30 protein-coding genes and 1 pseudogene are annotated in these 24,207 nt (G+C 54.0%); 13 read left to right on the top strand and 18 right to left on the bottom strand.

The genetic code is table 11. From position 1 onward, the window contains the following. The first annotated feature begins 29 nt into the window (after positions 1–29). From IG193_RS00695 to IG193_RS00680, 4 genes are all read left to right on the top strand, one after another. Entirely contained in the window at positions 30–908 is an 879-nt protein-coding gene (locus IG193_RS00695) for a hypothetical protein (protein ID WP_192818991.1), read from the top strand. Positions 909–1,147: 239 nt separating this feature from the next. After that, the gene (locus IG193_RS00690) at positions 1,148–1,495 is read left to right on the top strand and encodes a hypothetical protein (protein ID WP_192818990.1); all 348 of its coding nucleotides are present in this window, start codon (positions 1,148–1,150) and stop codon (positions 1,493–1,495) included. Between the two features lie 172 nt (positions 1,496–1,667). Then, a complete protein-coding gene (locus IG193_RS00685; RefSeq protein ID WP_192818989.1) occupies positions 1,668–2,030 on the top strand; it encodes an EVE domain-containing protein in 363 nt (120 codons plus the stop codon). Positions 2,031–2,481: 451 nt separating this feature from the next. After that, positions 2,482–3,192, top strand: coding sequence for a coiled-coil domain-containing protein (locus IG193_RS00680; protein WP_192818988.1), 711 nt, complete (start codon positions 2,482–2,484; stop codon positions 3,190–3,192). 45 nt (positions 3,193–3,237) lie between these two features. On the opposite strand, the gene IG193_RS00675 is transcribed toward IG193_RS00680, so the two are convergent. Beyond that, positions 3,238–3,456, bottom strand: a complete 219-nt coding sequence (locus tag IG193_RS00675; protein ID WP_192818987.1) for a hypothetical protein — start codon at positions 3,454–3,456, stop codon at positions 3,238–3,240. 2 nt (positions 3,457–3,458) lie between these two features. Between IG193_RS00675 and IG193_RS00670 the strand changes: the two genes are divergently transcribed. Further along, positions 3,459–3,698, top strand: a complete 240-nt coding sequence (locus IG193_RS00670; protein WP_192818986.1) for a PH domain-containing protein — start codon at positions 3,459–3,461, stop codon at positions 3,696–3,698. Positions 3,699–3,928: 230 nt separating this feature from the next. Here the strand turns inward: IG193_RS00670 and IG193_RS00665 are convergent. Both IG193_RS00665 and IG193_RS00660 read right to left on the bottom strand, forming a co-directional pair. Continuing rightward, positions 3,929–4,237, bottom strand: a pseudogene (locus tag IG193_RS00665) (nucleotidyltransferase domain-containing protein); the annotation flags it as partial. 24 nt (positions 4,238–4,261) lie between these two features. Further along, on the bottom strand, positions 4,262–4,609 hold the full coding sequence (locus IG193_RS00660) for a HEPN domain-containing protein (RefSeq protein ID WP_192818984.1): 348 nt from the start codon (positions 4,607–4,609) through the stop codon (positions 4,262–4,264). An 806-nt stretch (positions 4,610–5,415) separates the two neighbouring features. On the opposite strand from IG193_RS00660, the gene IG193_RS00655 reads away from it, so the two are divergent. From IG193_RS00655 to IG193_RS00630, 6 genes are all read left to right on the top strand, one after another. Next, complete coding sequence (locus IG193_RS00655) at positions 5,416–6,258, top strand: hypothetical protein (protein WP_192818983.1); 843 nt, start codon at positions 5,416–5,418, stop codon at positions 6,256–6,258. 55 nt (positions 6,259–6,313) lie between these two features. Further along, complete coding sequence (locus IG193_RS00650; RefSeq protein WP_192818982.1) at positions 6,314–6,517, top strand: hypothetical protein; 204 nt, start codon at positions 6,314–6,316, stop codon at positions 6,515–6,517. Between the two features lie 101 nt (positions 6,518–6,618). Further along, the gene (locus tag IG193_RS00645) at positions 6,619–7,155 is read left to right on the top strand and encodes a PD-(D/E)XK nuclease family protein (RefSeq protein WP_192818981.1); all 537 of its coding nucleotides are present in this window, start codon (positions 6,619–6,621) and stop codon (positions 7,153–7,155) included. Next, positions 7,148–10,753, top strand: a complete 3,606-nt coding sequence (locus IG193_RS00640; RefSeq protein ID WP_192818980.1) for a DEAD/DEAH box helicase — start codon at positions 7,148–7,150, stop codon at positions 10,751–10,753. Before IG193_RS00645 ends, IG193_RS00640 begins: the two co-directional genes overlap by 8 nt. Before the next feature lie 8 nt (positions 10,754–10,761). Continuing rightward, positions 10,762–12,909, top strand: coding sequence for a hypothetical protein (locus tag IG193_RS00635; protein ID WP_192818979.1), 2,148 nt, complete (start codon positions 10,762–10,764; stop codon positions 12,907–12,909). Continuing rightward, a complete protein-coding gene (locus tag IG193_RS00630) occupies positions 12,899–13,036 on the top strand; it encodes a hypothetical protein (protein ID WP_192818978.1) in 138 nt (45 codons plus the stop codon). Before IG193_RS00635 ends, IG193_RS00630 begins: the two co-directional genes overlap by 11 nt. Here the strand turns inward: IG193_RS00630 and IG193_RS00625 are convergent, their stop codons facing one another. From IG193_RS00625 to hypA, 9 genes are all read right to left on the bottom strand, one after another. Continuing rightward, entirely contained in the window at positions 13,037–14,209 is a 1,173-nt protein-coding gene (locus IG193_RS00625; RefSeq protein ID WP_192818977.1) for a hypothetical protein, read from the bottom strand. Positions 14,210–14,339: 130 nt separating this feature from the next. Next, a complete protein-coding gene (locus IG193_RS00620) occupies positions 14,340–14,516 on the bottom strand; it encodes a hypothetical protein (protein ID WP_192818976.1) in 177 nt (58 codons plus the stop codon). A gap of 115 nt (positions 14,517–14,631) precedes the next feature. Then, positions 14,632–14,763 (bottom strand): hypothetical protein, encoded by a 132-nt coding sequence (locus IG193_RS09230; protein WP_263971719.1) that lies wholly within the window; start codon positions 14,761–14,763, stop codon positions 14,632–14,634. A 20-nt stretch (positions 14,764–14,783) separates the two neighbouring features. Then, positions 14,784–15,188: a type II toxin-antitoxin system VapC family toxin gene (locus IG193_RS00615; protein WP_192818975.1), complete on the bottom strand. Its 405-nt coding sequence runs from the start codon at positions 15,186–15,188 to the stop codon at positions 14,784–14,786. Then, positions 15,106–15,342: an AbrB/MazE/SpoVT family DNA-binding domain-containing protein gene (locus tag IG193_RS00610; protein ID WP_192818974.1), complete on the bottom strand. Its 237-nt coding sequence runs from the start codon at positions 15,340–15,342 to the stop codon at positions 15,106–15,108. The genes IG193_RS00615 and IG193_RS00610 overlap by 83 nt, the downstream gene beginning before the upstream one ends. A gap of 90 nt (positions 15,343–15,432) precedes the next feature. Beyond that, the gene (locus tag IG193_RS00605) at positions 15,433–16,662 is read right to left on the bottom strand and encodes an ATP-binding protein (RefSeq protein WP_192818973.1); all 1,230 of its coding nucleotides are present in this window, start codon (positions 16,660–16,662) and stop codon (positions 15,433–15,435) included. 88 nt (positions 16,663–16,750) lie between these two features. Then, positions 16,751–18,049: an ATP-binding protein gene (locus IG193_RS00600; protein ID WP_192818972.1), complete on the bottom strand. Its 1,299-nt coding sequence runs from the start codon at positions 18,047–18,049 to the stop codon at positions 16,751–16,753. A 97-nt stretch (positions 18,050–18,146) separates the two neighbouring features. After that, on the bottom strand, positions 18,147–18,872 hold the full coding sequence (locus tag IG193_RS00595) for a P-loop NTPase (protein ID WP_192818971.1): 726 nt from the start codon (positions 18,870–18,872) through the stop codon (positions 18,147–18,149). Continuing rightward, entirely contained in the window at positions 18,873–19,268 is a 396-nt protein-coding gene (gene hypA, locus IG193_RS00590) for a hydrogenase nickel incorporation protein HypA (protein WP_192818970.1), read from the bottom strand. It abuts the gene before it with no gap. Between the two features lie 76 nt (positions 19,269–19,344). Between hypA and IG193_RS00585 the strand changes: the two genes are divergently transcribed. Next, positions 19,345–20,331 (top strand): MDR/zinc-dependent alcohol dehydrogenase-like family protein, encoded by a 987-nt coding sequence (locus IG193_RS00585; protein WP_192818969.1) that lies wholly within the window; start codon positions 19,345–19,347, stop codon positions 20,329–20,331. On the opposite strand, the gene IG193_RS00580 is transcribed toward IG193_RS00585, so the two are convergent. From IG193_RS00580 to IG193_RS00570, 3 genes are all read right to left on the bottom strand, one after another. Then, positions 20,328–20,855 (bottom strand): hypothetical protein, encoded by a 528-nt coding sequence (locus IG193_RS00580; protein ID WP_192818968.1) that lies wholly within the window; start codon positions 20,853–20,855, stop codon positions 20,328–20,330. The genes IG193_RS00585 and IG193_RS00580 overlap by 4 nt on opposite strands. Beyond that, positions 20,836–21,039 carry a hypothetical protein gene (locus tag IG193_RS00575; RefSeq protein ID WP_192818967.1) on the bottom strand — a complete coding sequence of 68 codons (204 nt, stop codon included), beginning with the start codon at positions 21,037–21,039 and terminating at the stop codon, positions 20,836–20,838. The genes IG193_RS00580 and IG193_RS00575 overlap by 20 nt, the downstream gene beginning before the upstream one ends. A 71-nt stretch (positions 21,040–21,110) precedes the next feature. Beyond that, positions 21,111–21,371 (bottom strand): hypothetical protein, encoded by a 261-nt coding sequence (locus IG193_RS00570; protein ID WP_192818966.1) that lies wholly within the window; start codon positions 21,369–21,371, stop codon positions 21,111–21,113. Positions 21,372–21,728: 357 nt separating this feature from the next. Here IG193_RS00570 and IG193_RS00565 point away from each other — a divergent pair, with 357 nt between their 5' ends. Beyond that, positions 21,729–22,901, top strand: a complete 1,173-nt coding sequence (locus tag IG193_RS00565) for an MFS transporter (protein ID WP_192818965.1) — start codon at positions 21,729–21,731, stop codon at positions 22,899–22,901. Positions 22,902–22,925: 24 nt separating this feature from the next. Here IG193_RS00565 and IG193_RS00560 read toward each other — a convergent pair whose 3' ends face one another. From IG193_RS00560 to IG193_RS00550, 3 genes are all read right to left on the bottom strand, one after another. After that, a complete protein-coding gene (locus tag IG193_RS00560) occupies positions 22,926–23,330 on the bottom strand; it encodes a pepsin/retropepsin-like aspartic protease family protein (protein WP_192818964.1) in 405 nt (134 codons plus the stop codon). Then, on the bottom strand, positions 23,305–23,691 hold the full coding sequence (locus IG193_RS00555) for a hypothetical protein (protein WP_192818963.1): 387 nt from the start codon (positions 23,689–23,691) through the stop codon (positions 23,305–23,307). Before IG193_RS00555 ends, IG193_RS00560 begins: the two co-directional genes overlap by 26 nt. Before the next feature lie 201 nt (positions 23,692–23,892). Further along, positions 23,893–24,207, bottom strand: a complete 315-nt coding sequence (locus IG193_RS00550; RefSeq protein WP_225876094.1) for a hypothetical protein — start codon at positions 24,205–24,207, stop codon at positions 23,893–23,895.

Raw genomic sequence — 24,207 nt, 5'->3', positions numbered from 1 at the left:
CACCGACTGATGAAGATGTTTTAGATTTGATGATGCTTCAATGGGAAGTATATTCTCGATTTGCTCCTCAGCTTGGCGGAGGGGATAAGCTTTATAATAGAGATTTTCCATGGTACAATTCTACTCAATTGAAAGCACTATATCCTGACAAAAATGAACTGAGAGCTGCTCTATACTTTTTGTTCTATATGCCATTTAGAACTTACCATATAACTGATGAAAGCCGTCCTTTCGATGGAGTATTTATTTATGGGATAGAAGGAGCGAGAGTTGGCTTGCTAGATGGGTTGAAATATTATCAAAAAATTGCTGGTTTATATCCAAATGGAACGATAGGAAAATGGAACGAAGACCCAAGATTAGGGTATTATGGTTGGTTAGATGATAGATTTCATCATAGGGTACATACTATTGTTGGAAAATATCTTGGTTTCTCCGAAGATTTTATAAGGAAACATTTAGTATCTGTGGGGGAGTTGCATAGTTTTCCTGAGTTTTTAGAAGAAGTTAATAAAACATTTGGTATGGATCAATTCCTAACAAGAAACTGGAAGTATTGGGATTTGTTAAAGTTCGTATGTGGATACTGGTATTACACAACTGGTGATAATATTTCGACCGACTTTACAATCCCACAAACTCTCAGAATATTTGGTTTTCCAACCGCTCATATTAATATTGAACCTAGTCCTAAAGGGGCAGGTCCTAGCGACTGGGCTGTTAGTTTGCCTTACCCAATAGCTAAATCTTTACAAGAAGAATTTCCAAACAACAAAATATTGTATGGTCCTGGATATACTTTTGGTTTATTCAATTGTAGCGAAGAAGGATTGATTAAAGATGGTATTAAAAAAGTTTATGTTTTTTACTTTGGAGATGTACCTGTTTACCTCATGAAAAAATCTTAAACAAGTTTGAGAAAAAGTTGTAAATTACATTAAAAACATCTTGAGGTTGGGATTTTATTGTTACTTTATTTGTATCTTGGAACGTCCATCCATTTGGCGGATCACACAAGTATGTTGAAGAATAAATTCCCGTCGCCTAGGACGCTTAGCTAGAGCCCGGCAGTGGATCTAGGTCGACAAGCAGCAGGCGCTTCCTCTGGAGCCTCCCGTAGAGGTGGGCCGCGAGCCCCAGGGCCAGCGTGGTCTTCCCGACCGATCTGGCTATGCTTGAGGGCGAGGCAGTTGCGGGCTCTACGGTAGAGTTCTACGAGTGCTTCATTGCAGTCTTCAACCTCGTGCGCTCGACAGATGAGGGAAAACTTGTCAAGGCTTTCCTCGGCGGAGAAGAGCTTGTGAAGGAGAAGGAACACCTGAAGGATATGCACCGCTATGCAGAGGATCTCAAGAGGATAATAGAAGTCTTACCCGAGTACCTGTCAGAGAGAGTCGAGTATGCTAGGCTGAAGTTTCTGGAAGGGTCTGCGAAGAGTGACGAGATGTCGGGGCTGATGGAGAGGATACATGAGTGGCTCGGGGGCACTCAGTAAAACAACGGTTCTTTTGAATGTAATAATGTTATACTCCAAGTAAACAATATTTTATTGAAGAATAACAGCGTTTTAAAGTAATATAACGCCGTGCTTTAGTACTTGCCGTTTTATCTAGACTTGATCCTGTATTTCGCGCAAAAAATAAATACTCCAATGGGAAGGTAGTATTGTGGCCTACTGGACTCTCAGCGGTACCTACGAGAACTGGCAGTTGGGGGTCAGGCGGGGCGTCTGGGGCGTCAAGGAGAGGGCTAGGCCCCTCTGGGAGAAGGTCGGGCTCGGCGACACTGTCGTGTTCTACGCCGTGAGGAGGGGTGTCGTGGGCTACGGGGTCGTGAGGGAGAAGTTCGAGAGCGGCGAGCCCCTGTGGCCCGAGGAGCTCAAGTCGGGGAAGGCTATCTGGCCCCTGAGGCTCAGGATAGAGGTTCTCGGGGTCTTCGACCCGCCTAGGCCTAGGCCGAGGGGCATGCTCGTCGCGTTCCCGATAAACAGGCTCGAGGAGGGCGTGTTCCGCGAGCTGGTGGGCGAGTAGCCGGCTCTACTGGGGCTCTGCTGGACTCGTGGCCGTGGGGCCTCGGCCCGCCCCAGCGCCTGGGGCTCAGGGGCTGTACAGGTAGCACGGTACTGCAGCCAGGGAGCCTACAGTCAGACGACCGCCTGGAGGCATGACAGGCCGAGGAGTGCCAGGAGGAAGGCCGCGGCCACTAGGCCCTAGATGTTACACACTGCGCCAGCGACGCGCGTGTTCCCGTGCACCCCCACCCTTTCTCCTCTCCCACTCCTCCACGTCCTCTCGCGTATCCTCCCTGCCGCCTCGTGCGCTAGTAGCGCTGCATGGATTTCTCCCGCGTCCGCCCCGCCACCCCCACGCCCCCATTCTGTTAATAAATACAACTTTTAGTATATTGGGCTACCTCACGTGCCGGCCTCTGCTGGGCGACACGTTTAAAAAACGCTCGTGGGTGTGTACTCTTGGGTACTTGATGGCTATCTCTGCGGAGCTCTACGAGTTCATTGTCAAAGTCGTCGAGGACAAAGTCAGGGACATCAAGGTCACGCGGGAGGAGTTTGACAAGCTAGCGGCTAGAGTCGGCGAGCTCGCAGAGGCCCAAAAGAGGACTGAGGAGAGGCTCGAGGTACTCACGGCTAGACTTGACTCGCTGGCTAAGAGAGTAGAAGAGCTTGCTGAGGCCCAGAGGAGGACCGAGGAGAGGCTAGAGGCGCTTGCTAGGAGAGTAGAAGAGCTCGCTGAGGCCCAGAGGAGGACTGAGGAGAGGCTGGAGAAGCTTGTCGAGGCCGTGGATGCTCTCAGGGTTCAGGTTGGTAGGCTCTCCGAGGCCGTGGGTTTCGGGCTCGAGGACATAGCGAGGGTCGTGTTGCCCGGCTGGCTGTACAGGCACATAGGCGTCGAAGTAGAGCTGGAGAGGGGCTTCGTCGAGGTGGACGGCAGGCTGGTCGAGGTGGACTTGTACGGGGAGGGCACTAGGGGAGGCGAGAGAGTCCTAGTAGTGGGCGAGTGCAAGTCAAGGATAGACGGGCGGGACGTCGAGAAGTTCTACAGGGAAGTGTACAAGCCGCTCTCGGAGCAGCGGGCTGGAGTCGTGGGAGTGTTGTTCGGCTACGTGATCTACCCTGACGCCAGCAGGAGGGCCAGGGAGCTCGGGCTCCACGTAGTAGCGTCGTACGAGAGGTAGCCTGTCGGGCCACAATGGCCGTGATGGGGCCTCCAGGCAAAGTTTTTATTCATTATGAGTGATGTCGCAAATCGTTGTTCTCCCGGCGGGTCTCCACTTACTGGAGGGCGAGCAGCCGCTCTGGTACGGGAGGATGAGCTGGAAGGCTAACTGGCTTCTACTGTTATTGTTCGTGCTCACTGCGTGGACTTTTGGGCTGGGCGTGGTGTTCCTCCTTTGGGCCTTCCTGCGCGTGAAGTCTGCAGAATACCTAGTGACGAACATGAGTGTCTACCGGCAAGTACGGCCTGATCGGCAGGAGGGTGTGCGAGGCTAAGCTCGACAGCATAGCGAGCTCCATAGTCACCCAGGGGCTCTTCGGCAGGTTGCTGAATTACGGCAATATCATACTCAGTGTCCCGGGCCACTACGCCGGCTCGGTGCCCCTCTTAGGTGTTGCAGACCCAATAAGGGTTAGGGCGATAATCGAGGACGCCTGCGTGAGGAAGGCTGGGCAAGCGAAATAATACAATACCAGTATTAAGGCCTCCAGGGCAGTCGGTCGGTGGAGCTAGTCATCACTCCTCAGCCGAAACTTCCCTCCTCATCCACTAATACTGGCGCGGGTCGCGGTAAAAAGCCTTCCTCCGGGCGCTAGAAGGAGGCGGGTACACTAGGGGTGAAAAGGTAGCTACCTCTGCAGGCACTCGCGCACCAAGTGTCTAGCCACACATCAACTCCTCTGTTCTCATGCCCGCTACTCTACCCTGACCCTGTCCTTGTACATCTTTTCCAGCCTCGCGAAGGAGCTGGGGCTCAGGAGGTGCACGTTCACCCCCTCCTCGTCTACGAGCCTCCTGGCCACGTCGTAGTACCACTCGAAGTCCACTCTATCCGGTATGCCCTCGGCGACCACGAGCACGTCAAAGTCTGACGACAGCCTATGCTCCCCCCTCGCGAAGCTCCCGACTACGTAGACCTCGCACCTCCCGAACATGGCCTCAGCCCTCCTCTTCACCTCTCTAGCCACCTCCATGGCCCTCCTGAACAGCCCCCCTGAGCTTCTCGAAGTAGTCCTCGTAGACGCCTGTCATACCACCTCCCTGAACCTCCTGGCCAGCCCGACAGCCCTCCTCGCCACGCCCTCGCTGTACTCCACGTCGAAGTATCTGGACGCCACGTGCGAGAGCTTTATCTCCCTGAGCAGGTCCAGGTTCTCCCTGTAGAACTCGGTGTACCTCTCCTCCTTCGTCAGCTCGAACAGGATCCTCAGGCTGTGCGTCTTCGGGAAGTCGCCGTACTTCCTGTAGAGGACGTACTTGAGGGAGAGCTGGAAGAACTGCTCCACGAAGAACATGGCTAGCCCGTAGTCCCCCCTTTCCAGCATCTCCTCGGCGAGCCCCAGGAACTTCAGAGCGTTCCCTCTCAGGAACTCCACGAGTCTACTGGGCACGCGGGCGCAATAAATCTTCCGTGCCTGTAGGCCGAGTTCCACAGGGAGTACCTGAACCTGCGCAGGCTCTCGTCTACCCTCACCCGAGAGGGTGGGATGTTTCTATAGTGATTTGATTATTCTGCTGTATCTTCAAGTAGTGCGCAGCAACAAGCTTGTAATATTTATGTAAATGATGCATGCAATTAGTACTCTTATTCATAAACTTTAACTCTCCTTCTACTCTAGGAACCTATACCTATCAGGGAAGATGCCATGCAGCTTCAAGCTATGATACTTCAAAGTGTGCATATGTGGATAATTCTGTTAGCTGCGACGTACAAGTTGTTGAATGTTTAAAAGATGATGATTGTAGTGGCTACGATCCTGGTACACATACAAAATATGTTTGTGAATGTCCTATACACCAACACGAACTTGCTACTTTACTGGCTCTAGTTATACTTATAGGCCTAAAAAAGCATGTTTAAGCAACGCAGAATGTGATTCGGGATATTGTTGTTTGTATGAAATTGGTCTTGGGTATTCTTGTGTTGGTAAGGGAATTTATTCTTCAACATATTTGTGCGATCCGCCAAATGGATGGACGTTGGAAGATACAAATAAAGCAACAATAAAATCTCAGCCTCGAGGTGTTTTCAACATAATTCATACTTTTTTCTTAAGTAAAGACGTCAATCTATCAGTACGTTTCTTCCCGGGGAAGCTCGATTACTCAAGCGTCGAGGCGGTTCGCGCGCCACGTAGCGCCGCTACTTTAAGCTTTTAAGCCGCGCAGTCAGTGGGCTGTTATGGATGTAAGGCTAGTGCTCCTCGCCTCAACGGCAGCGGTCTTCCTGGTAGTAGCGGTGTTCCTCTCTGGCACGGCACGGGCGAGAGCACTCTTCGCCTACAGGGTCACCGGGGGCCTCGCAGGCCTCGACAGGGAGTACGTCTTCTGCGAGGACGGGGGCGTCCTCCTCCGCGACTTGAAGCTCGGCCAGGAGAGGAGGATCCAGCTCGACCCAGAATCCCTAGGCCTCGTACACGGCATCTACGAGCTACTGAAGACACTCCCGGACACTAGCGTCCAGGCGAAGCAGGGGGCCGCAGACTTCTTCACCTACAGCCTCGACTTCGACGGGAGGCGCCTCGAGTGGGTTGACCCCGGAGTCGCCTCTAGCAGGGTACCCGGGGGCCTCCTCAGCGCCCACAGGCTGCTAGCCGCCCTAGTCGAAGACAAGGTCTCCGGCACGAGCGCAACGTACCAGGTAGCCGTCAGGGAGGGGCCAGTCGAGCTCCGCGTAGAGCTCCCGAGGTACTACGCTAAAGTGGGGGAGCCCCTCACGCTGAGAGTAGCCGTAGCCAACGTGGGTAGCAGTACTCTAGCCTACTACGCGCCCACCCCGTGCGACCCAGACGTGTCTGTGTCGTCAGACCTATCGAGCAGCATAACCTTCGTCGAGCCGGCCCAGCGGGACGTGTGCGCACAGGTCTTGCAGGAGAGGCGCCTCGACCCAGGCGGCGTTGTCGAGAACACTCTCACTGTCGTGTTCCACGAGGGAGGCTTAGCCAGGCTAGAAGTCACGTTCCCCAGAACCGCCCCAGGGAGCGTGCACGCCAGCGCCACAGTACTCGTGCACGTGAGGAGCTAGCGCCACGCCCTCCGGGCAGTAAGCCTAATACCTCTCCGCCGGGTTAGAGCACGGGATGCCGCGGGGGGTCTACCAGCACCTCGGGAGGCGCGACCCGGAAGGCTACTACGTGATCGCCGCCAAGGCAGGCGCAGTGAACCTCCTGCCGCCGGGCGTCGAGTACTCGGTAGCAGGCGACAGGGTGATCATCAGGGTGAAGTCCCGGTCACAGGCAGTGAGGATCCTGAAGCTCCTCCACGAGAAAGGCCTCCTGGCGTAGGAGACGGGGTAACAATTTAGGCGTAGTGCTCGTAGTAGCGATACTTGAAGCATAGGAGCATAAAGAAAGTTATTTAAAATATGACTAATAATGAATTAATTGTGGCGGTGTTAGGTTCTAAAGTCAAGGCCAGACTAAACGTGTGCCTGAACTACACCAAGCCTTCTACAGCACGTGGGCCCGGGCCGGGTATTCACCAGGAACACGAGAACCTCAAGTTTCAGGTAAGCCGGGTATTTGAGGGGATGGGCTACGAGTGTGAGTTAGAGGCAGGAGTTAAGCGCGAAGGCGAGAGCACAGGCCGTGTCGACGTTCTCTGCACAAAGGGCGACGAAATACTAGTGGTAGAGTGTAAGGGCTACTCCTCGGCTGGCCTTAGCCTCGTAGACCTGATGCAGCTCGCGGAATACTATTATAGCTATATTAGGGAGAAACCCAGGGGGAGGAATGCAAAGATCAAAGCCTTTTTAGCCTATCGCGCAGCACCAGGTAAAGTCTTGCTAATCGAGGTTTCTGAACGCGTGCTCAAAGAGTCTAAACCCGATAAAGTCATGAAGGGCTTCAGGGGGCCTGGAGTCTTCGTAGTGGGCGACTACTGTAACTACTGCGTCAACAAGGGGTGCATAGTGCATGCATAGCTGGAGGGGTACCCAGGAGAGCAGGCAGGGACTCAGCCTAGAGGAGACCCCGGAGCTTCTCGACATTTACCACGAGATACTCCTGAACGAGATAGCTGTAGTTCGCGGTAACAGCATTTTTGCTAAGACTATCCCGAGCAGTATCGGCTACATTGCCTACTCCGACTTCCCAAACTACACGTACACTAACGTTGAGAGAGCACTAGACTACGCTACGCTGCTGTACGCTATCCTCAACGCAGTAAGGCGCAGAACCACCGGGTACGATCTGCGGGATCTAACCCGCGTCGAGGAAGAAGACGCTAAGAGAGTGCGGGAGGAGCTCGGGAGGCTCGTAGAGAAGATAAAGTCTAAGGCTGGGTACATAGACGGGTGCGCCGAGGGGCTCCCGACACGACTTGCTGGCACCGGGCACGACCTCCTAGACGGCCTTAACTGCATAGTGCTCGTGTTACTGTATACAGGCCTGGTAAAACCCGTTTTCACGGTGCCAGACGATAACTTGAACTACTTAGAAGTCTCGGAGAAACTAATTAGAGAAGCTAGCGCGGAGAGCGGCAATAGTGTAAAGACCGTTAAAGCTGAGTCGGTCAGTGACTTGATAGGCATTAAGCACTACCACCAACTTGAGCGGTTTTTCTCGTCCTTTGGCCTGAGATCCAGCGATATCTCAAAAGCTTATCAGGATTTAAAGCAAAAGCTTGAGGTCAACAGATACGTCTTCTTCAAGACAATGCACGGCGAGCTCTTCCGAATGGTGTCGTTCGCGCGCTCTCTTCCCGACCGTATTACGAATTACGAGGCACACGTGCTACCGTTCATTGCTAACCCCCGGAGGGACGTTGAAGGTGACGAGGCACCGGATCTGAGCAGACAGGTAGATGAGCTGAAAGGGCTTCTGAAGCAGTACTTTGAAAGCAATAAAGTCACCCGCGCCGATGAAATTGCCAGCGCTGTTGTGAGTAGCTTGAAAGAGGCGGGTTACGGTAGGCTGCGGCTTTTCCAGTACAAGTACCTGAGCGATATCCTGGAGAAGGCTTCTAGAAGCAGTGCGGCCAGCGGCATGGATATAGTGTTATCGTCGCCTGTCGCGTCCGGGAAGACTCTAATTTTCACTGTGTTCATTATAGCCAAAATACTCGCGCTCAAGGCCCGCAGTAAAGAGGGCGGCGACAGCACGCGCTTCAAAGCGATCTTGATCTACCCGAGGAAGTCTCTTGCAAGCGACCAGTTAAAGAAGATTATAGAGCTACTCTACTTCTTGAATAAGGAGCTGGAGAGCATCGATAAGAACCTGAAGCTCAGAGTTGCAATTCGCGACGGTGACTCACTAAAACAAGATCGTGACAATGTGGAGCGGCAGAAGTTAAGAGACTTAGAGCTAAACATTGGTGGAAGAGCAGAGCTATACCACGGCTACTCCGATGAAGAATACTACGTTGAATTGAGGAGAGAAGACGGGTATAGTGAGAAAATAGACTGGTTATTCGATACAAAATCTATAGAAGACTACGGGAAGGTAGACATACTCGTCACGAATGAAGTGATGCTGTACCAGCTTTCGAGAGACTCTATTGTCTCTGGCGAAACCTTCAGAGAATTTGCCAGAAGAGTGGGCACGATCGTCGTGGACGAGGCCCACATATATAGGGATGCTGAGAGCAGGGAGAAACTTTCCGCGTCACTTGTCGCGTTTATCATCGCCGCGCTTGAGGATTCGACAGATCCTACAGGAGAACTTAAAAGGTTTGACTTCGTTATGTCCAGTGCTACTCTTACCAATAGGGCTGGATCCGATAAGAGTTCCGGCTTAAACCCAAGCGGGGTCTTAGGGGTAGTAAACCTGAGAAAGCGACACGAGGAGGGCAAAGAGCGCGAGAAGAGGGTAGTACAGGAGATAAGGAACTTTATCAGGATGATTACCGGGGAGAGACTTTACGATAGGCTTGGTGACAGGGAGCTGGTATACCACGACTACTACGCGCTTCTCTCCGAAAGCTACGTCGGGCCATCGAGTACCTACCGAGGGGGGTACAAGGTGGACATTTCAATGGTTACTCACCCATTCCCGGAGAAATCATCGAAGACAAGCCTCAATAAGAGCTTGGTAACTGTCCTTCATTGGGTGAATGCCCTGCGCTCGCTTCCGGTCAAGGAGCTGAAGCGAAGCTTCTCGATAGCATTTATTGACTCGCGCGAGTCACAGGGAGAAATTTACAGTTATTTCATTAACAGGCAAATTGTAGAGGCGAAGGATCATGTAGATAGAGTTCTTCTGACCTTTACCAGTGTAGGGAGAGGCAAAGACTTAAGCAAAGGTAGAAGGGAGGTCACAGCTGTTGAGGCTATGCTCGCACCTTTCTTCGGAGACAGGCAAGTTAAGCCATCACTCTTCGATATACTCTTCCGATCTCCGCATGAGGATAAGGCAGGTGACACAGTCATGCTACCCTTCCGCTTCCATAATCTTTCCTTTTATATCACGTTAGACAAGCTGAGAGAAGTAAGCAGAACCCCCGTAGAAGATGTTAAAGATGTTAGCAGGAAAGTACAACACGTTTTCCCAGATGTTTTCGAGTTTGTAAGGAGGGTAAGCGAGCAACATAAGTCATTCGTTGATCGTCACCACGGCCTCCTTGGACGCAGAAAGAGGCATCAGCTTGAGCAGAAGATGCGTAATGGAGAATTGCGCCTCGTACTGAGCACGTCGACACTCGAGGTCGGAGTAGATTTTCCGAACCTCGTCTTGACCGTGCAGTATGGCTCTGAGCCAAACCCGTCCGAGCTCCAGCAGAGGTGGGGGCGATCCGGGAGGAGCTTGGACTCGCTGTACGTGAGTACTCTAGTCCTCATTCAGCGTAACACTGGCGAGGACTTAACGTTCCTAGACCCGCTAGAAGCTTTCACTTACGTATTCAACCTAAAGCCAATAGCGACCGGAATGAGTCCTCTAGAAGACCTTATAGTCAGTCGCGTGGCTGCATCAATTGTTATAGACGTGAAAGGAAGAAAAAGCACCACAGAATTCTTATACCTTGGAGAGAAGCTAAAGGAAACTCTTGGGGAAATATTTGGCTACTCGCCCCCATACTATGAAGAGTGGCTATTGGCTGTGAAAAAATTTTCCAGCATTAAGGATGAGCATGCGTACAAATATGATTTTAATTTTCTCATCGATAGGATCATGGACTGTAGAGAAAATTTGCCTCCTATAGAGGAGGTAATATTAGAAATAAAACATGAACTTGAAGAAAATTCCGCTAGAAGACATAATGAGAAAATTAACCTCCTGTCTTACATATATAGGCTAGAAGACATAAGGCGAAAATTCGGACGCGAAATTTCAAGTGAATGTCATAGTATGCTAATCCAACTACGCGTGCGTCTCATTGAAAAACTAATGGACACCCTACCTAGTAGCGTGCAAGGCAAGATTGCTAGTGAAATCCCAGCCAAGATTACACCGCCAGGAGTGTACTCGGATCTTCTCGAACCAGAAAAATTCCTGTATATTCTTCCGTCGAGCAAGAGCGAATACGAAAGCATTAGCGACTTCGTTGAAGCCTCCTACGAGGTCAGGCCTCTTCACTCAGGGTGACGCTCTACATGACTACGGGCAGGAAGGTTAAGTTTAACTTTCCCTTGTTTCCATCGGATAGAAAACTTGCAGTGTACACCTCTAAGCTTTCCATTCGATCTTCAACGCAAGACAGGTTGGTAGAGGTCTACCTTGAGTTTTCTCAAATAAAAGACGTGGGAGGTAAATATCTGGTCAGCCCAGTAGCGGATATTGCAGATACCTTGAGAATTTTAGAAGAGATTAGGAGAGATGTGTCGGACGACGAAATTAATTCTGTAACTACAGAGTTCGGTCTTGGAAGTAAGCACCACGTATACTTTGTATACATGTTCTCAGACGACCTGAGTGGGCTTGTAGCTGTCTCGTTCACGGTTCAACGGGACTCCGACAAGTCTAGTGCTGTATTCTTTCTTTTCGTACCGTTCGAGTACGCAAAGCAAATATTTAGACTTGGATTTAAAATAAGGAGCCTGCGTCGGAGGAATGTAAAGCTCCACGTGGAGGTAGTGCGTAATAACAAGAATGTAACTCATGAGTACCACAGTGATAAGGCGGTTGTCTACCTGTGGAGAATCCTTCCATCTCACAGCGAACCTTACCAAACGGTATACCCATTCATTCTCAGTGTGCCGTATGAGTCACTCTCACGAATACTCGGGGGAGAGTTCTCAGGAGCACTCAATTTGTACATAGTCAGAGACGTGCTGATGCAGTCCCTACTCGGGAGTTGGTTAATTCTCAAAGATAGGGACACCTCGGTTCAGTTTGAATATATAATCCCGACGCCGGTGGTCGGCAGACTTTTGAAGTTAGGCAAAACGCCTAGGCCTCTAAATGTGTTTTCAAGCGTCACTTTCTCGGCTGCCACGTTCGTGCTGAGAATCGACTTGAGCTCCTTCTTCGACGATATTGACGGAAAAATAAGCAAAATGGATCCAAAGGCTATACTAAAAGCTCTGGCACACTCTCAGGCTATCCGGGCTTTCTTAACAAAAGGAGACCAGGAAGCAGATAGGAAAATCTTCAGACTTGTCCCTATAGCTCAGAGAAGCCTCCACATGGACATAAGTGTTGGAGGTGAGGACTTCAGGCTGAAGTATAGGTATCTAAAGACGAGGAGTCTCGAGTTATTCTTGTACTCTCTCTACGAGGAGCTTAAGGAAAGACCAGCTAGCTCCTCTAAACTCTCCTCTGAAAATCTCCTGTCCATGGTGAAAGATATTATAGAGAAAAAGGTGATGGATGAGTTAAAAACACCTCTTAATTCACTAGAGCTCAAGTATAAAAGGGCTGAGACCCGCGAGAAGTACCTGAAGATATTTGTCGTGTTCTCGCTGGCAGAACTCGGACTCCATGCGATCTCACACTTGCTCATGCACTATATCCACGACATATTCAATGTACCGCTGTCCAAAATGCGGGAGATACTGGTCTTGGAGATCCCACGTAGTGGTAGTGGCATTAGTGCGGAGAAACTTGGTATACGTAAGAAGAACCTCGTTATTGATGGATACATCTATGTCGTGAAATCAAATTCCAACACACTCAAGGGTTATGTTCTCATATCAATAGACGACGACTTTTCTTTTGAAAAGATCAAAAATTCCCAGGCTGTAAAGGAAAGTTTTAACATGTTAGACGACACAAAACTTCACCTTAAAGACGCGAAGAATGTAGTTGAGCGGCTCCTGAAATACATAGGCATTGATGAAAGTGGAGGCAATGACCCGTGTTATGATCTGTGGAAACGACACTCTGGGCTGTACCACAGAACTATGAAAGTCATCCTCGAGAACCAGCGCGAAGACGTCAGAGAGATTATTCAACGTGAAATTCTGGACGCCTATGAGGATGCGTTTGGTTTGCACGATCCAGAGAAGGGGGAGCCTTACAGGCAACTATACTACCCTCTGTCTCAATTTAGAAGACTCATAATCAAATTGGCTAGAACCGCTAACACTGGTGATAATACTAGAGACCTCATAGGCAGTATGAAGATTATTGCAAACGCTATTTACATGGCTTACCAGCCTATATGCTTCGACGGGTGCTATAACTGCACGATGATTAAGCCAAGGTACTGCGGGACAAAGAACCCCTTGCTGGGAGAGTGGCTAACTTCCAAGGCTGCCGCCCGCCTAATATTGAGGAGCTATGTTCAGGGTGGGGTATGAGGCTATACTTGCCCCTCATGTACCCTGCAGTTTCCCGAGCTGGCTGCTCGAAGAGCTCTACAACGGGATTTGCTCTGCAACCGACGGCATAAAGGTCGAGAGGCTACTCGTCCTGGAGAAGCCCTGACTAGAGCAGCACGTACTCCCCGTACAACTCCTCTCTTACTCTCTTGAAGTGCCTGATGTTATGTTCTAAAGATGCCACCTGAATCTCCTCGCCGAACTCATAGTTCCTCATGACCTTCCCAGCAAGGATGTCCACGTTGACCTCCCGTCTCATCACGTTCTTTGATCTATTCCACGTGAAGACGCGTGGGCTGAGTTCGAGCAGAGTCTCTGCAAGCGTCTGTCCCCTAGTAGGCGTGCCTCTGAACATATCAGAAATATGACCGAGTCTTTCCCTTATTCTCTCTCGGAGCCTATTGTATACTTCCTCGAATTCAATAAGGGAGGCTTCTCTTCTCCCTTTCTTTACTACGCTGTGCATCAGCTTATGCCACGCAATGTGGATTAGGTACTTGTATAGGAAGTCTGGATGGATGCTCTCTACGTGGAGGATCACGGGTATTGTCGGAAGCCCTTTTAGTTCACCCTTTGGAGACAGGTAGATCGCGAAAGCCAACCCCTCGGCTCTCTCTTCGACATCGTCGGCCACACACACGTCAACACTGCGTGGCCTGATATACTCGGTGTCAGGGCTGTTCGTCAGGACGTAGACCTGCGATGAGGAGCCCTGCACGGCATAGCCCTCTTCCTCACCTCTAAGGAGTTCAGCTATTTTTCTGCACGAAACTCCACCAGGCATCTGGGTAGTGTCTGGCTTTCTGCGAAATAGTCTCGTTATGAAGACGCCCACTCGATAGTAAACTCCTTTTCCCGGGATCTTAATGTTAGTCTCGCTGAATAGCCAGGGCCCATTATCTCTCAGCCCCCTCGTGTAGAAGTGTAACATTTCTCCAGCTTGTACCATGTGGTTTATAACGTAGTGGCTCTGGAAGTTACTTATAACCTCCTTTAGTGAAGTATGGGTCAGTACCCTATCGCCCTTTTCCTCTACCGGAAACTTGTATACCGCATGCTTGAGTTGATCTCGTAGTCGTTCGCCAGAGTGATTGACTGCTAGGACACTTGCATAGTCGCCCAAGTAATTGAAGACGTAGAACACGTAGCGCCAGTAGCCGTACTCTTCGCCACTTCGACCCATGTATTTATCCTTAACGGGTCTAAAGAACCTGTATGCAATTGAGCCGGTTGGGCAAAGGAACTGCGTAGGGTATCCAAGCATATGATCCGGAGGCATTAGTACGACACAAGATAATATTACATGTTAAATATAAAAATCTTCGCGAGAGGAATTGTCGAAAATTGTTACGTTATCAAACTAATTTTTCCCAAATTCTGGTGGCCCTTAACCGCAGGAGCTCGGCGGGCTAGTCCTGCCGTATTTTCCCGTGCTTCCGGAGGGCTTTCACTACGGTGTCGAGTAGCTTCTCGTCGTGGAAGAGCACGTCGGCTACGTGTCTGCCGTCTACGTAGACGCGGAGCCGGTTCCCGTCTACCGTGAAGGACGCGCGCTGGAGGAGGGTGGCGAGCTTCAGTAGTTCCACGTGGTAAAGAGTACGCAAGTGCTACTTAGGGTTTCCGGCACTCCCCGCAGGGCACTCACCTCCTCGCCCGTCAACTAGCTCCAGCTCTGCCGGCTTTACCGCGTGTAGTGGGTATTCAGGTGAGGGGGTTTGGGTACGTGTCGGGCGTGACTACCTTGATGTCCTCTGTTTTGACGTCGAGCCCGTTGTCGCGGGCCTCTGCCGCGATTCTAGGCAGGCTCCTCCTGAGCCTCGCCCAGTCGTCCACGTCGTTGGTTACTACGGTGTCTATGCGTTCAAGAGGAGGAGGGACGCGTGGATGGCGTCGTACCCGATGTTGGTTACAGTGTTCACGAGTGAGGCCAGGAGTAGTGTCTCGCTCGTGACCTCGAGGTTTACTACAGGCATTGCGAGGTAGGCTTTCATCGCCTCGCGCGCCAGCTTCGCGTCGACGCGTGAAAGGGAGCCCAGCAACTCCGCCGCTACTATTGGCGAGCCGTAGGCCCTTACCCGCTCGGAGTAGGCGTCGTAGAGTATCGCCCTGCACTTCTCGTAGTACGTCCTGTTCCTCAGGGCGACGCAGACGTAGATGTCCGTGTCCAGGTACGCGCTAGTCTTCGTGCCACGACTCCTCCACGAGCTTGACCGCGTCCAGGTCGCTTGGCTTAGGGCTGAGGGAGGAGAGGTAGTCAACGGGGTTGCCTACTACGGGCTTCAGGGACTCTAACACGATCCTGTTGCCCTCAACCGTCACTTTGAGCTCGTCGCCAACTCTTACGCCTACGAGCTCTCTGACCTCCTTGGGGATAGTCACCTGGTACTTCCTCGTGACCCTTACCTTCTTCACAGTACTACGTACTACGCACTACTCTATATTTTCCCCTCCCCCCGTGAGACACTGCACGTGTAGAGTCTTTACAACCGAGCTCTCCCCAAGTCAGCCTCTAAGCAGGAACTCCAAGAGGGGGACTACGCTGACCCTCTCCGGCAGGCCCTCCAACTCCTCGGCCTCTAGCGCCACGACTGTGGCGTGGGAGCACTTCAGCTCTCTGCACGCCTGCTCGGCCTTGTCGACGTGCTCCCGCGTCGCCCTGAGCGTGGACTCGTATATCCTCGTCGCCCCGCCCGGCTCCCGCACTATGAAGTCGACTTCCCTGCCCCTCCGCGTGGTGTAGTACGATATCCTCTCGGGGTCGCCTGTCCTCCTCAGGAGGTGGGTGTACACTACGTTCTCCACTCTCCTCCCGAGGTCCATGGGCTGCTCGAAGAGCGTGGCTATCGAGTGGTCGACGAGGTATATCTTCCTCGGCGATACGGCTCTCTCGCGCTCGGAGAAGGAGAACTTCTTGACCTGGAACAACAGGAAGGCCTGCTGCATCGAGTACACGTACCTTATCAGGGTCTTGGTGTCCAGCTTCAGGCCCTCGCCCTCGAGTAGCCTCCTAAGCGAGCGCCAGGTGACCGCGTTGCCGTACTGGGACAGCACGTAGTAGAACACTTCCTTGAACTCGCCCACGCTCCTGACCCCCTGCCTCTCGACTATGTCACGGTAGAACACTGTCTCGACTATGGAGACGAGCTTCTCCCTGCTCCTCGCGAGCCAGACTTCTGGGAAGCCGCCCCACTTCAAGTAGTCCTCTAGCAGGCCCCTAGCCGTGCCCCTGTCCCGGAAGCCCCCAGCGCCCAGAGGCCCCGCGGCCTCCCTGAAGGAGAACGGCAGGAGGACTACTGAGACGTACCTCCCCCTGAGTCTGCTCGGTATCTCTGACGACTGGAGTGTCGAGGACGAGCCCGAGACGTAGATGTAGAAGTCCTTCACGTCGTGTAGCCACCTCAGGTTAAAGTCCCAGTTCCTCCACTCCTGAACCTCGTCCAGGAACAGGTGGATCCTGCCCTCGGGGTACTCTGACTTGGCGAGCTCGGCGAGCTTCCTGGCTTCCATTCTCCTGAAGAACGGCTCGTCCATGGACACGTAGATGACGTTCTCCCCCCTCTCGAGTAGCTCCCTGGCTTTCTGTAGCATGAGGAAAGTCTTGCCCACTCTCCTAGCCCCGACTACTGCCACGATGTCTGTTATGTGGGTGGGGATCCGGGCTTCGCGCTCTACCGCTTTCACGAACTGGAGGGAGCCTATATACTCTCTCGTAACCTCCGACAGCAAGCCCATATTGTGTGGAGTCTAAATCCACAAGAATATATAAGGATTGTGGAGTCTAAATCCACAAGCTTCTCGCAGAGCGCCAACACCGGGAGCTCTAGAACAAGTCTGCCAGCTCCACTTTCAGGCCCTCGAAGTAGCCGTGTATCTTCTTTGCGACGACTCCATAGTAGCCCTCGCGGTAGCCGAGCTTCCTCCTGAGCTCCTGGACTGTTTCCCGCGCCTCGCCGGCGTCGAGCTCGGCCCACTTCACCTCGAGCGCGAGGACTTTCTCGCCTTCCAGGCAGAGGACGTCGACTTCCAGGTCTCTCTCCCAGTACTTCCCGCACGTGCCCAGGAAGGGGAGGACGCCTTTCCTCCAGAGGTGCTTGAGCGACCTCCTGACCATCTCCTCGAAGACCAGCGGGAGGTAGTCCCACATCTCCTGGAGCCTGAACCTGTAGGCCCCGAGTTCGACTCTGTCCTTGTTGGGGAGGACGTAGCGGACCCAGAACCTCAGGTAGTTGTCTCTAACAGCGTAGACGGGCCTGGCCCTGCCGAGGACGGGCTTGACGCGTTCTACGACTCCCATCTTCTCGAGGACGTGGAGGTACTTTGGGAGCGTGGTGACGCTCACTCTAGCCTTGTCGGCTATCTCCGAGTAGGACGTGGCGCCCTCCTCAATGGCCCTGACTATGTTGAAGTACGTGTAGGGCTCTCTCAGCTCGTACCTCAGGAGGTTCTCGGCCTCCTCATAGAGTACACCGCCTTTGCTGAAGAAGAGTGCGTTGATGTTCTCCTCTAGGCTCCTCGAGGGGTCGAAGAGCGAGAGGTAGAATGGCACGCCGCCCACGCAACCGTAGACTGCCACGAGCTCCTCGAGGCTATAGTTTGGGAGGAAGTCTCGCACGAACCTCGGCTCGAGCTCGCCCAGCTTCCACTGCCCGGTTCTCCTGCCGTAAAGCGCGCTCCCATAGGAGAAACTCTTCTCGACGAGCGTGGCTGCTGAGGCGACGAGGAGTAGGAAGACTCTGCTCTGCGCGAGGTACTCGTCCCAGACCCTCTGGAGTACTGTGAGAATCCTGGGGTCTTCCTCGACCCAGTGCGTGAACTCGTCGATCACTACGACTACTCTCCCCTGCTCCGCGAGCCTGCTGAACACCTCTTCAAAGTCGGGCTCCACGTATGTCCCAAGAGCTCTTGAAACGACGCGGGCCAGCCTCTCAGCCTCTAGCCTCAAGTCCTGCCTCACCGCGTGGAAGTAGACGCTCTTCTTGCCCTCAATGAACTTCTTCGCGAGCTCCGTCTTGCCTATCCTCCTCCTGCCGTAGAGGACAACCATGTGAGGCCTACCCTCCCGGTAGAGCCTCTCGAGGTACTCGAGCTCCTCCTCCCTGTCGATAAACCTGCCCGCCATCAACACCACATGATACTAATGATCATGATCATTAGTACCATGATACTAAAAAATTTCGGTGCGTAAAGAAGGGAAATTGGCCTCGGGTATAGAGCCCTTAGTCTAAGGCCTCCCTGACCCTGCCTAGAACCCCGGCCAACGTACCTGAGAAGAGCTCTGCGAGCCTGTCCCTGTCCCCCTCCCGTAGCTGCTCGAAGCGCGGGACGCAGTCGAGGGGCTTCACGCCCAGGGCCTCCTCCAGGCCCCTGCAGTCTTTACACATGTTCGCCACGACCCCCAGGACGGCTACGCCCTCGTGCTCCAGGAACTCCAGGATCCGCTTCGTGGACACCAGGCTGAGCTTGTCGCAGGCCGATACCACGAGAACTCTCGAGCCCCTAGCCAGCCTCAGCATCTCCAGTAGCGCGTCCGAGAGGCCCGGCGGGGAGTCTACTACGAGCACCGTCGAGGACCACCTCGTGATGGCGAGCACCTCTCGTAGCGCGTCCACGACCGAGTGGCCCCTGAGGGGGAGCGGCCTGTCCCTTGTGTAGAAGGCCAGCCCCATGAGCTCCAGGTTCTCCTCCACTCTGACGGGCAGTACGCCTTTCTCCTCCTCAGGCATAGCCGACGCGGTGTCGACTCCGAGCATTATGTGCGTCGTGGGGTTCGTGAAGTCTAGGTCCAGCACGCCTGTCTTGACGCCGCTCCTCGCCAGCAACACGGAGAGGGCTGACGCGATAGTAGTCTTCCCGACGCCGCCCTTGGGGCTCGCGACGGGCACTACGAGTTTTATGCTTGAGAGCCTCTCGCGTATGAGGGGGGCCCTGAAGTCCAGCTCCACCTACCTCACCCTCACCTGCACGCCCCTGCCCTTGACTATCTCGAAGTCCCTGCTACCGCACTTGGGGCACGAGTAGTACGAGTGGACGGCCTCGGGGACGAAGTGTATGGCCTCCCTGAACTCCTCCGCGACCCCCCACTCGTCGAGGCTCCACGTGTGGCCGCAGACGTTGCACTTGAAGAGCGCCTTCTCCCTCGTGATCGTGAAGCCCCCGACGCTTACCCCCTTCTCTGCTCTAAGCGAGCTAAGTAGCTCCTCTAGCGCCACCCGGAAAACCTCCTCGTCCACGGCCTGGAGCTCACCGAGGACGACCTCCACGTGTTTCACGTCCCTGCCGCTTAGAACAAGCTCCTCGACTGTCCTGGCGACAGCCTCTGCCAAAGCCCACTCATGCACGCGAAAAGCTACCCTGCGGGATCATATAAAGGTATCAGCCGTCAAGTATATGAGCCCTCGAACCCTGCACTTCTTAATGAAGGCCGTCAGGCTGTACGGGCCTAGAGACCTGAGAGTAGAGGAGGTAGAAGACCCCAAGCCCCCTGAGGGCTGGGCGCTTGTAAAGACGGAGGCTGTGGGCATCTGCGGCACAGACAAGGCGTTCTACTCCGGCACGTACCCCCTCTTCAAGAAGCCCATTACACTGGGGCACGAGGTCGCGGGCACCGTCGTCAAGGGGCCCGGGGAGCTCCTGGGCAGGCTAGTCGTGAGCGAGATAAACTTTCCGTGCTGGAAGTGCGAGCTCTGCAGGAGCGGCCTGTACACCCACTGCCCCTACAAGAAGACCCTCGGGATAGACTTCGACGGCGGCATGGCCGAGTACTTCGTGGCCCCTGTGACTGCGCTACACGACGCGTCAGGCCTGGACCCGGTGATGGCGACGTTCGCCGAGCCGCTCGCGGCAGTCCTGAACGCGCTCGCCCAGTTCCCCGTGAGAGCCGGCGATAGGGTAGCGATACTGGGGAGCGGGAACATAGCCTACCTCCTGGCCCAGGTTCTCAAGGAGAAGGGCGTGTGGGACGCCGCTGTAGTAGTGAGGGACGGGAGCCCGAAGGCGAAGTACTTCGGCTCCGTCGGCCTGGATGTTGTCCCGCTGTCCGCCCTGGGCGACTACATGCGCGAGGCGTCCATCCCAGGCTTCGACGTAGTGTTCGAGGCGACGGGTAGCACGAGTGCCCTAGACCTGGCCATAGACATAGCTAGGCCCCGCGGCGTCATACACTTGAAGTCCACGCCTGGAGGCGTCTTCCAGGCCAACTTGACGAAGGCTGTTGTGAAGGAGCTCAGGATAGTGGGGACTAGGTGCGGAACCTTCCGCGAGTTCAGGCTTGCTCTAGACATGCTGAAGACGGGGAGGGTCAAGCCTCTAGCTACAGCAGTGCTGGACGGCTTAGAGAACGCGCCGAGGGCCTTCGAGAAGGCCTTCGAGAGGGATCAAGTAAAGGTCGTCCTACGCCTCTAGACGGGGCGCTGAGGCTCTCGTAGAGCCCCCAGCACCCTCTGGATACCCGCTTCAATGCCCTCAACCAGGTTCTCGAGTCCCGACTCTCTCCTAACCAAGAGGTAGTAGTGGCTCGCGTAGAACTCTGGGAAGCCTAGGACTGCGCGGAGGTTCTCCCTGACCCTCTGGAGCGAGCCGCGAGTACACCCGAGCTGTTCTACATAGCGCCTCACAGCAGCCTCGTCCACGTGGCGTAGCAGTCTAAGGTCGAGCACGGCCTTGAGGATGTCGTGAGCAACTAGCGGTAACTCGTCCCCGAAGTCCCTGCAGAGCCTGCCTGCAATCTTGGCAGCCAGCTGGTACTCCACCTCGGTGATGCTGAGCTCGTGCCTCCCAAGCCTGAAGGGGAGATCCACGACGTAGTACTTGCAAGGGTAAGCCTCCCCCACCGAGACCTCAAACCTGACGTAGTCGATCAGTGCGCCTTCTCTCCCGACAGTCTCCCTGAAAACCGCTTTAAGCCTTCTAATCAAGTTGTAGTCCATCTCGACCCCCCGAGACTTTCGAGGCAAAACGGTAGAACTCGAGCCTACTCCACCTCGTGATAACTGGCATTCTCAGTGAGAGTATGTCTGGGAAGAAGTCCTTCTCGGCGTCATACTCGGAGGTATAGAGGGGAATGCTCGCGGTGCTCGAGACAGGCATGTCTACGGAAACCTCACGCCTCAAGTACGCATTGAACCCGGCTATCTCCTCGAGGAGAGAGTGCTTCGCTCTAACCTCCCCCAGCCACCTCGCGTCTAGGTCAAAGGTAAACCTGGGGGCGTAGCCGTAGCTCCTGAGGAAAATGTAGTTGAGTACTGCACCCCCGCCGAAGCACAGTCTTTCGCGGAAGTACCCCCCAGTTTTTTCATAAGCCAGAGGACGTAGTAGACTCTCTCCAGGTCGGCCAGAACGCCTTGTTTCTCACCCGGGCTAAGCCTGTACCTCTCGGCCTCCTCCTCTAGAACCCCCAAGTCTGGGACAGCCCTAGCCAGGTTTTCCCTAAGCAACTCCTCCACAGCCACTTACCCTAGAGCCTCCTCCCCTCGATGACGCTCCGTGTCGAAGCCCCTCGGAACGAGGGGGGTGTCCCGAAAACCTCGGGGCCCCTGCAGGGGTAGGGGCTCTTGGAAACCCCAAGCCTAGTTTTCGGCTCTGCGCCTCATGAGACATACTCTTAAAAGCCATGTACGCCACTAGGACTGAGAGAGCTCGAGTAGTGCACGACACCAGGAAGAGGGGGTTTCCCAAGCTCCAGGCACTCACGTGGAAATTATGAACTCTCCCGCGCTAGCCTAAACGACGCCTAACTAGCTTGAGGATAACTAACTCTGAATTTTCAAAAGGTTTTATAGCCGGCCGGGGGTTAGACCCTTGTGTCAGAGCGCCCAGGGGACAGCCTGAAGACAAGGTTGTTTGCCTATGGGTTCGTGTCTAGCCTTGCAGGCAACCTCGTCTCGCCGTTCCTCCCAGTATTCATATTCGAGCTGGCGGGCAAGAGCTTCCTGGCGACGAGCATTAGTAGCCAGCTCCCAGCGGCTATCACGGCAGCGATGTCACTGGTATGGGCCCGCATCTCAGACTCCACCGGCAAGCGTAAAGCCTTCATAGTCCTCTCCGCTGGCACCGGGGTAGTGGCGAGTGCGGCGCTGAGCTTCGCCTCGAGCATCGAGCAGGTAGTGGCTATACAGTCGCTCGGAGCCTTCACTGGAAGCGCCGGCGGCTCTGCCTTCTCAGCCTTAATTGCGGAGAAGTTCCGCAACGGGAGGGGGGAGTTCCTGGGGAAGTACAACGCCGCAGGGGTTCTCGGGGCTTTCCTTGGCAGCCTAGCCTCAGGCCCGCTCTACTCAACTATAGGATTCAGGAACCTCTTGAGGCTAAACGCGGCCCTGAACGTGATACCACTTTTACTAGTCCTCGAGTTGAGAGAGGAGAACAAGGACTCTAAGCCTAGAGCCAGGGACATAGTCCGGATCCCGCGCGTTCCGAGGAGGTTTTGGCGTCTCTATGCGGCGAGGCTGCTCATGACGCTCCCAGGGGCTATAAGCGGCGGCATACTTGGCATATACTTCCTGAAATACCTCAAGGGCTCGCCCGAGCTCTGGTCCCTAGTAGTCTCGATAACAGTGCTGGCGGGCTTATCCTCGGTACACTACGGCAAGCTAGCAGACAAGCTCTCAACGCGGCAGATGTTCACCCTTGCAGGCCTCGGCTGGGCAGTACTCTACGCGGGCTACTTCCTCTCCCCGAACCCCCTCGTCTTCGCCCTCTTCTTCATAGTCCCGGTGTGGCCCCTCTTCTGGGTATCCTACTCCAAGGCCCTAATGGACATAAGCGACGAGACAGAGAGAGCCACTTTCTACGCGTTCGAGGGCGTGCTCTCGACGATATACGGTTCAACCATAGGGATGGCCGCAGGCTACCTGGCAGACGTAACAAGCCCGAGGCTACTCTTCCTGGCCTCGAGCACGGCCGCACTAGCCTCCACTCTCGCCGTGCGGCTCCTCCTGCCTGAAGACACGGGAGCCCTCAGAACGGGAGAGCCTTAGGGTAGCCCGTGGCATAGCGGAGCCTCAAAGCGGCTGGGAGACCCTCACTCTGAGCTCTGGGCCTCTCAGCTCCACTAAGAGCCTGTTCAGGATTTCCCGCCCCAGGAGCGGCCACTTGAGTAGAGGGTGCATGTACACCCGCGTGAGCAGCGTGAACAGCCCGCAGACGCTCATGCTCGCCAGCGCTACTTGAAGCCTGACAGGTAGGGATCCCGCGTGGACAGCGTAAACATCCTCTCTCATCTCGATGAGGCCGAGGCGCAGTCTCTCCCATAGAGGAGCCGTGAGGAGCAGGGAGCCGTCGAAGCCTGTGTCAACGTAGGCCATGACTTCAACTTTGTCGCCTGAAACAGGGTTCACCAGGGTGACCCTCACCCTCGGCGCGGGAGGCCTTCTCCACGTATCATACTGTTCCTCGCAACTCGTCATACCCCATGCCGACCTCGATTATCCTAGCCCTCTTGGCGCCCAGCGGCTCTATGTACGAGTTCCTCAGCCTCCCCTCGCTGTAGAGCTTCCGTAGCCACGCAAGAGCGTCCTCGAGCCTGTCAAAAGTCTCCTCAAACTCCCCGTCGTTGGCGACAACCCTATACCTCACCCCCTGCTCGTCCCCTACCCCGTGCCCAGCGCTAGTGGGCCCGCTAGAGCAGTGGCCATGTGAGGACTCTAGCCAGGCCTTTAGAGCAATATTCACAGCCTCGCTGACAGTTATCCCCAACTGGGCCGCCCTAGCCTTTGCCTCCGCGTATACCTTCTCGTCGATGCCCCTGAGGAAGACTTTCCTACCCACAGGTAGATTATCGCGATAATCACTAATTAACTTATCCCACAGTCGCTCGCCCCGTACTCCCGCCTCGGCCCTTGAGAAAAGAGTACATTAGCCCTCGAAAGCGCGCTAGCCCTCTATTCTGGAACACTGTTTATTACTATCCTTTCTGTAGCTACCCAAGACGTGAAGACCCGCTAAAAAACACCTTTATTTTGAGTAATACTAATGACCCATTACTTCTATGGCGTAGAAGCCAGCTATAATTATGACGCTCAATGCTGTAAACACTACCACCAAAATGGCTAACCTCCCTATATCCCTGTCCGTCGGCTCATATCTCCTGATAGCGTACCAAGCCAACAGCGTAACCAGTACGAACACGGCAATTGTTAATATCCCGTGACCAAGCCAGTGGTGGCCAAATGTAGCTTTCAGCCAGTCAAAAACGCTTTTGTTTGTTTCTTTGATAACCAAGAGTATTGAGTTAAACATAGCCGCGGCGATGTACCCTATTATTGAGGACACGGCAGCTCTCAT

The sequence above is a fragment of the Infirmifilum lucidum genome (assembly GCF_014876775.1).
GTDB classification, from domain to species: domain Archaea; phylum Thermoproteota; class Thermoprotei; order Thermofilales; family Thermofilaceae; genus Thermofilum; species Thermofilum lucidum.
Note: the sequence above shows the minus strand (reverse complement) of the source record. Positions and strands in the feature narration are given on the sequence as shown.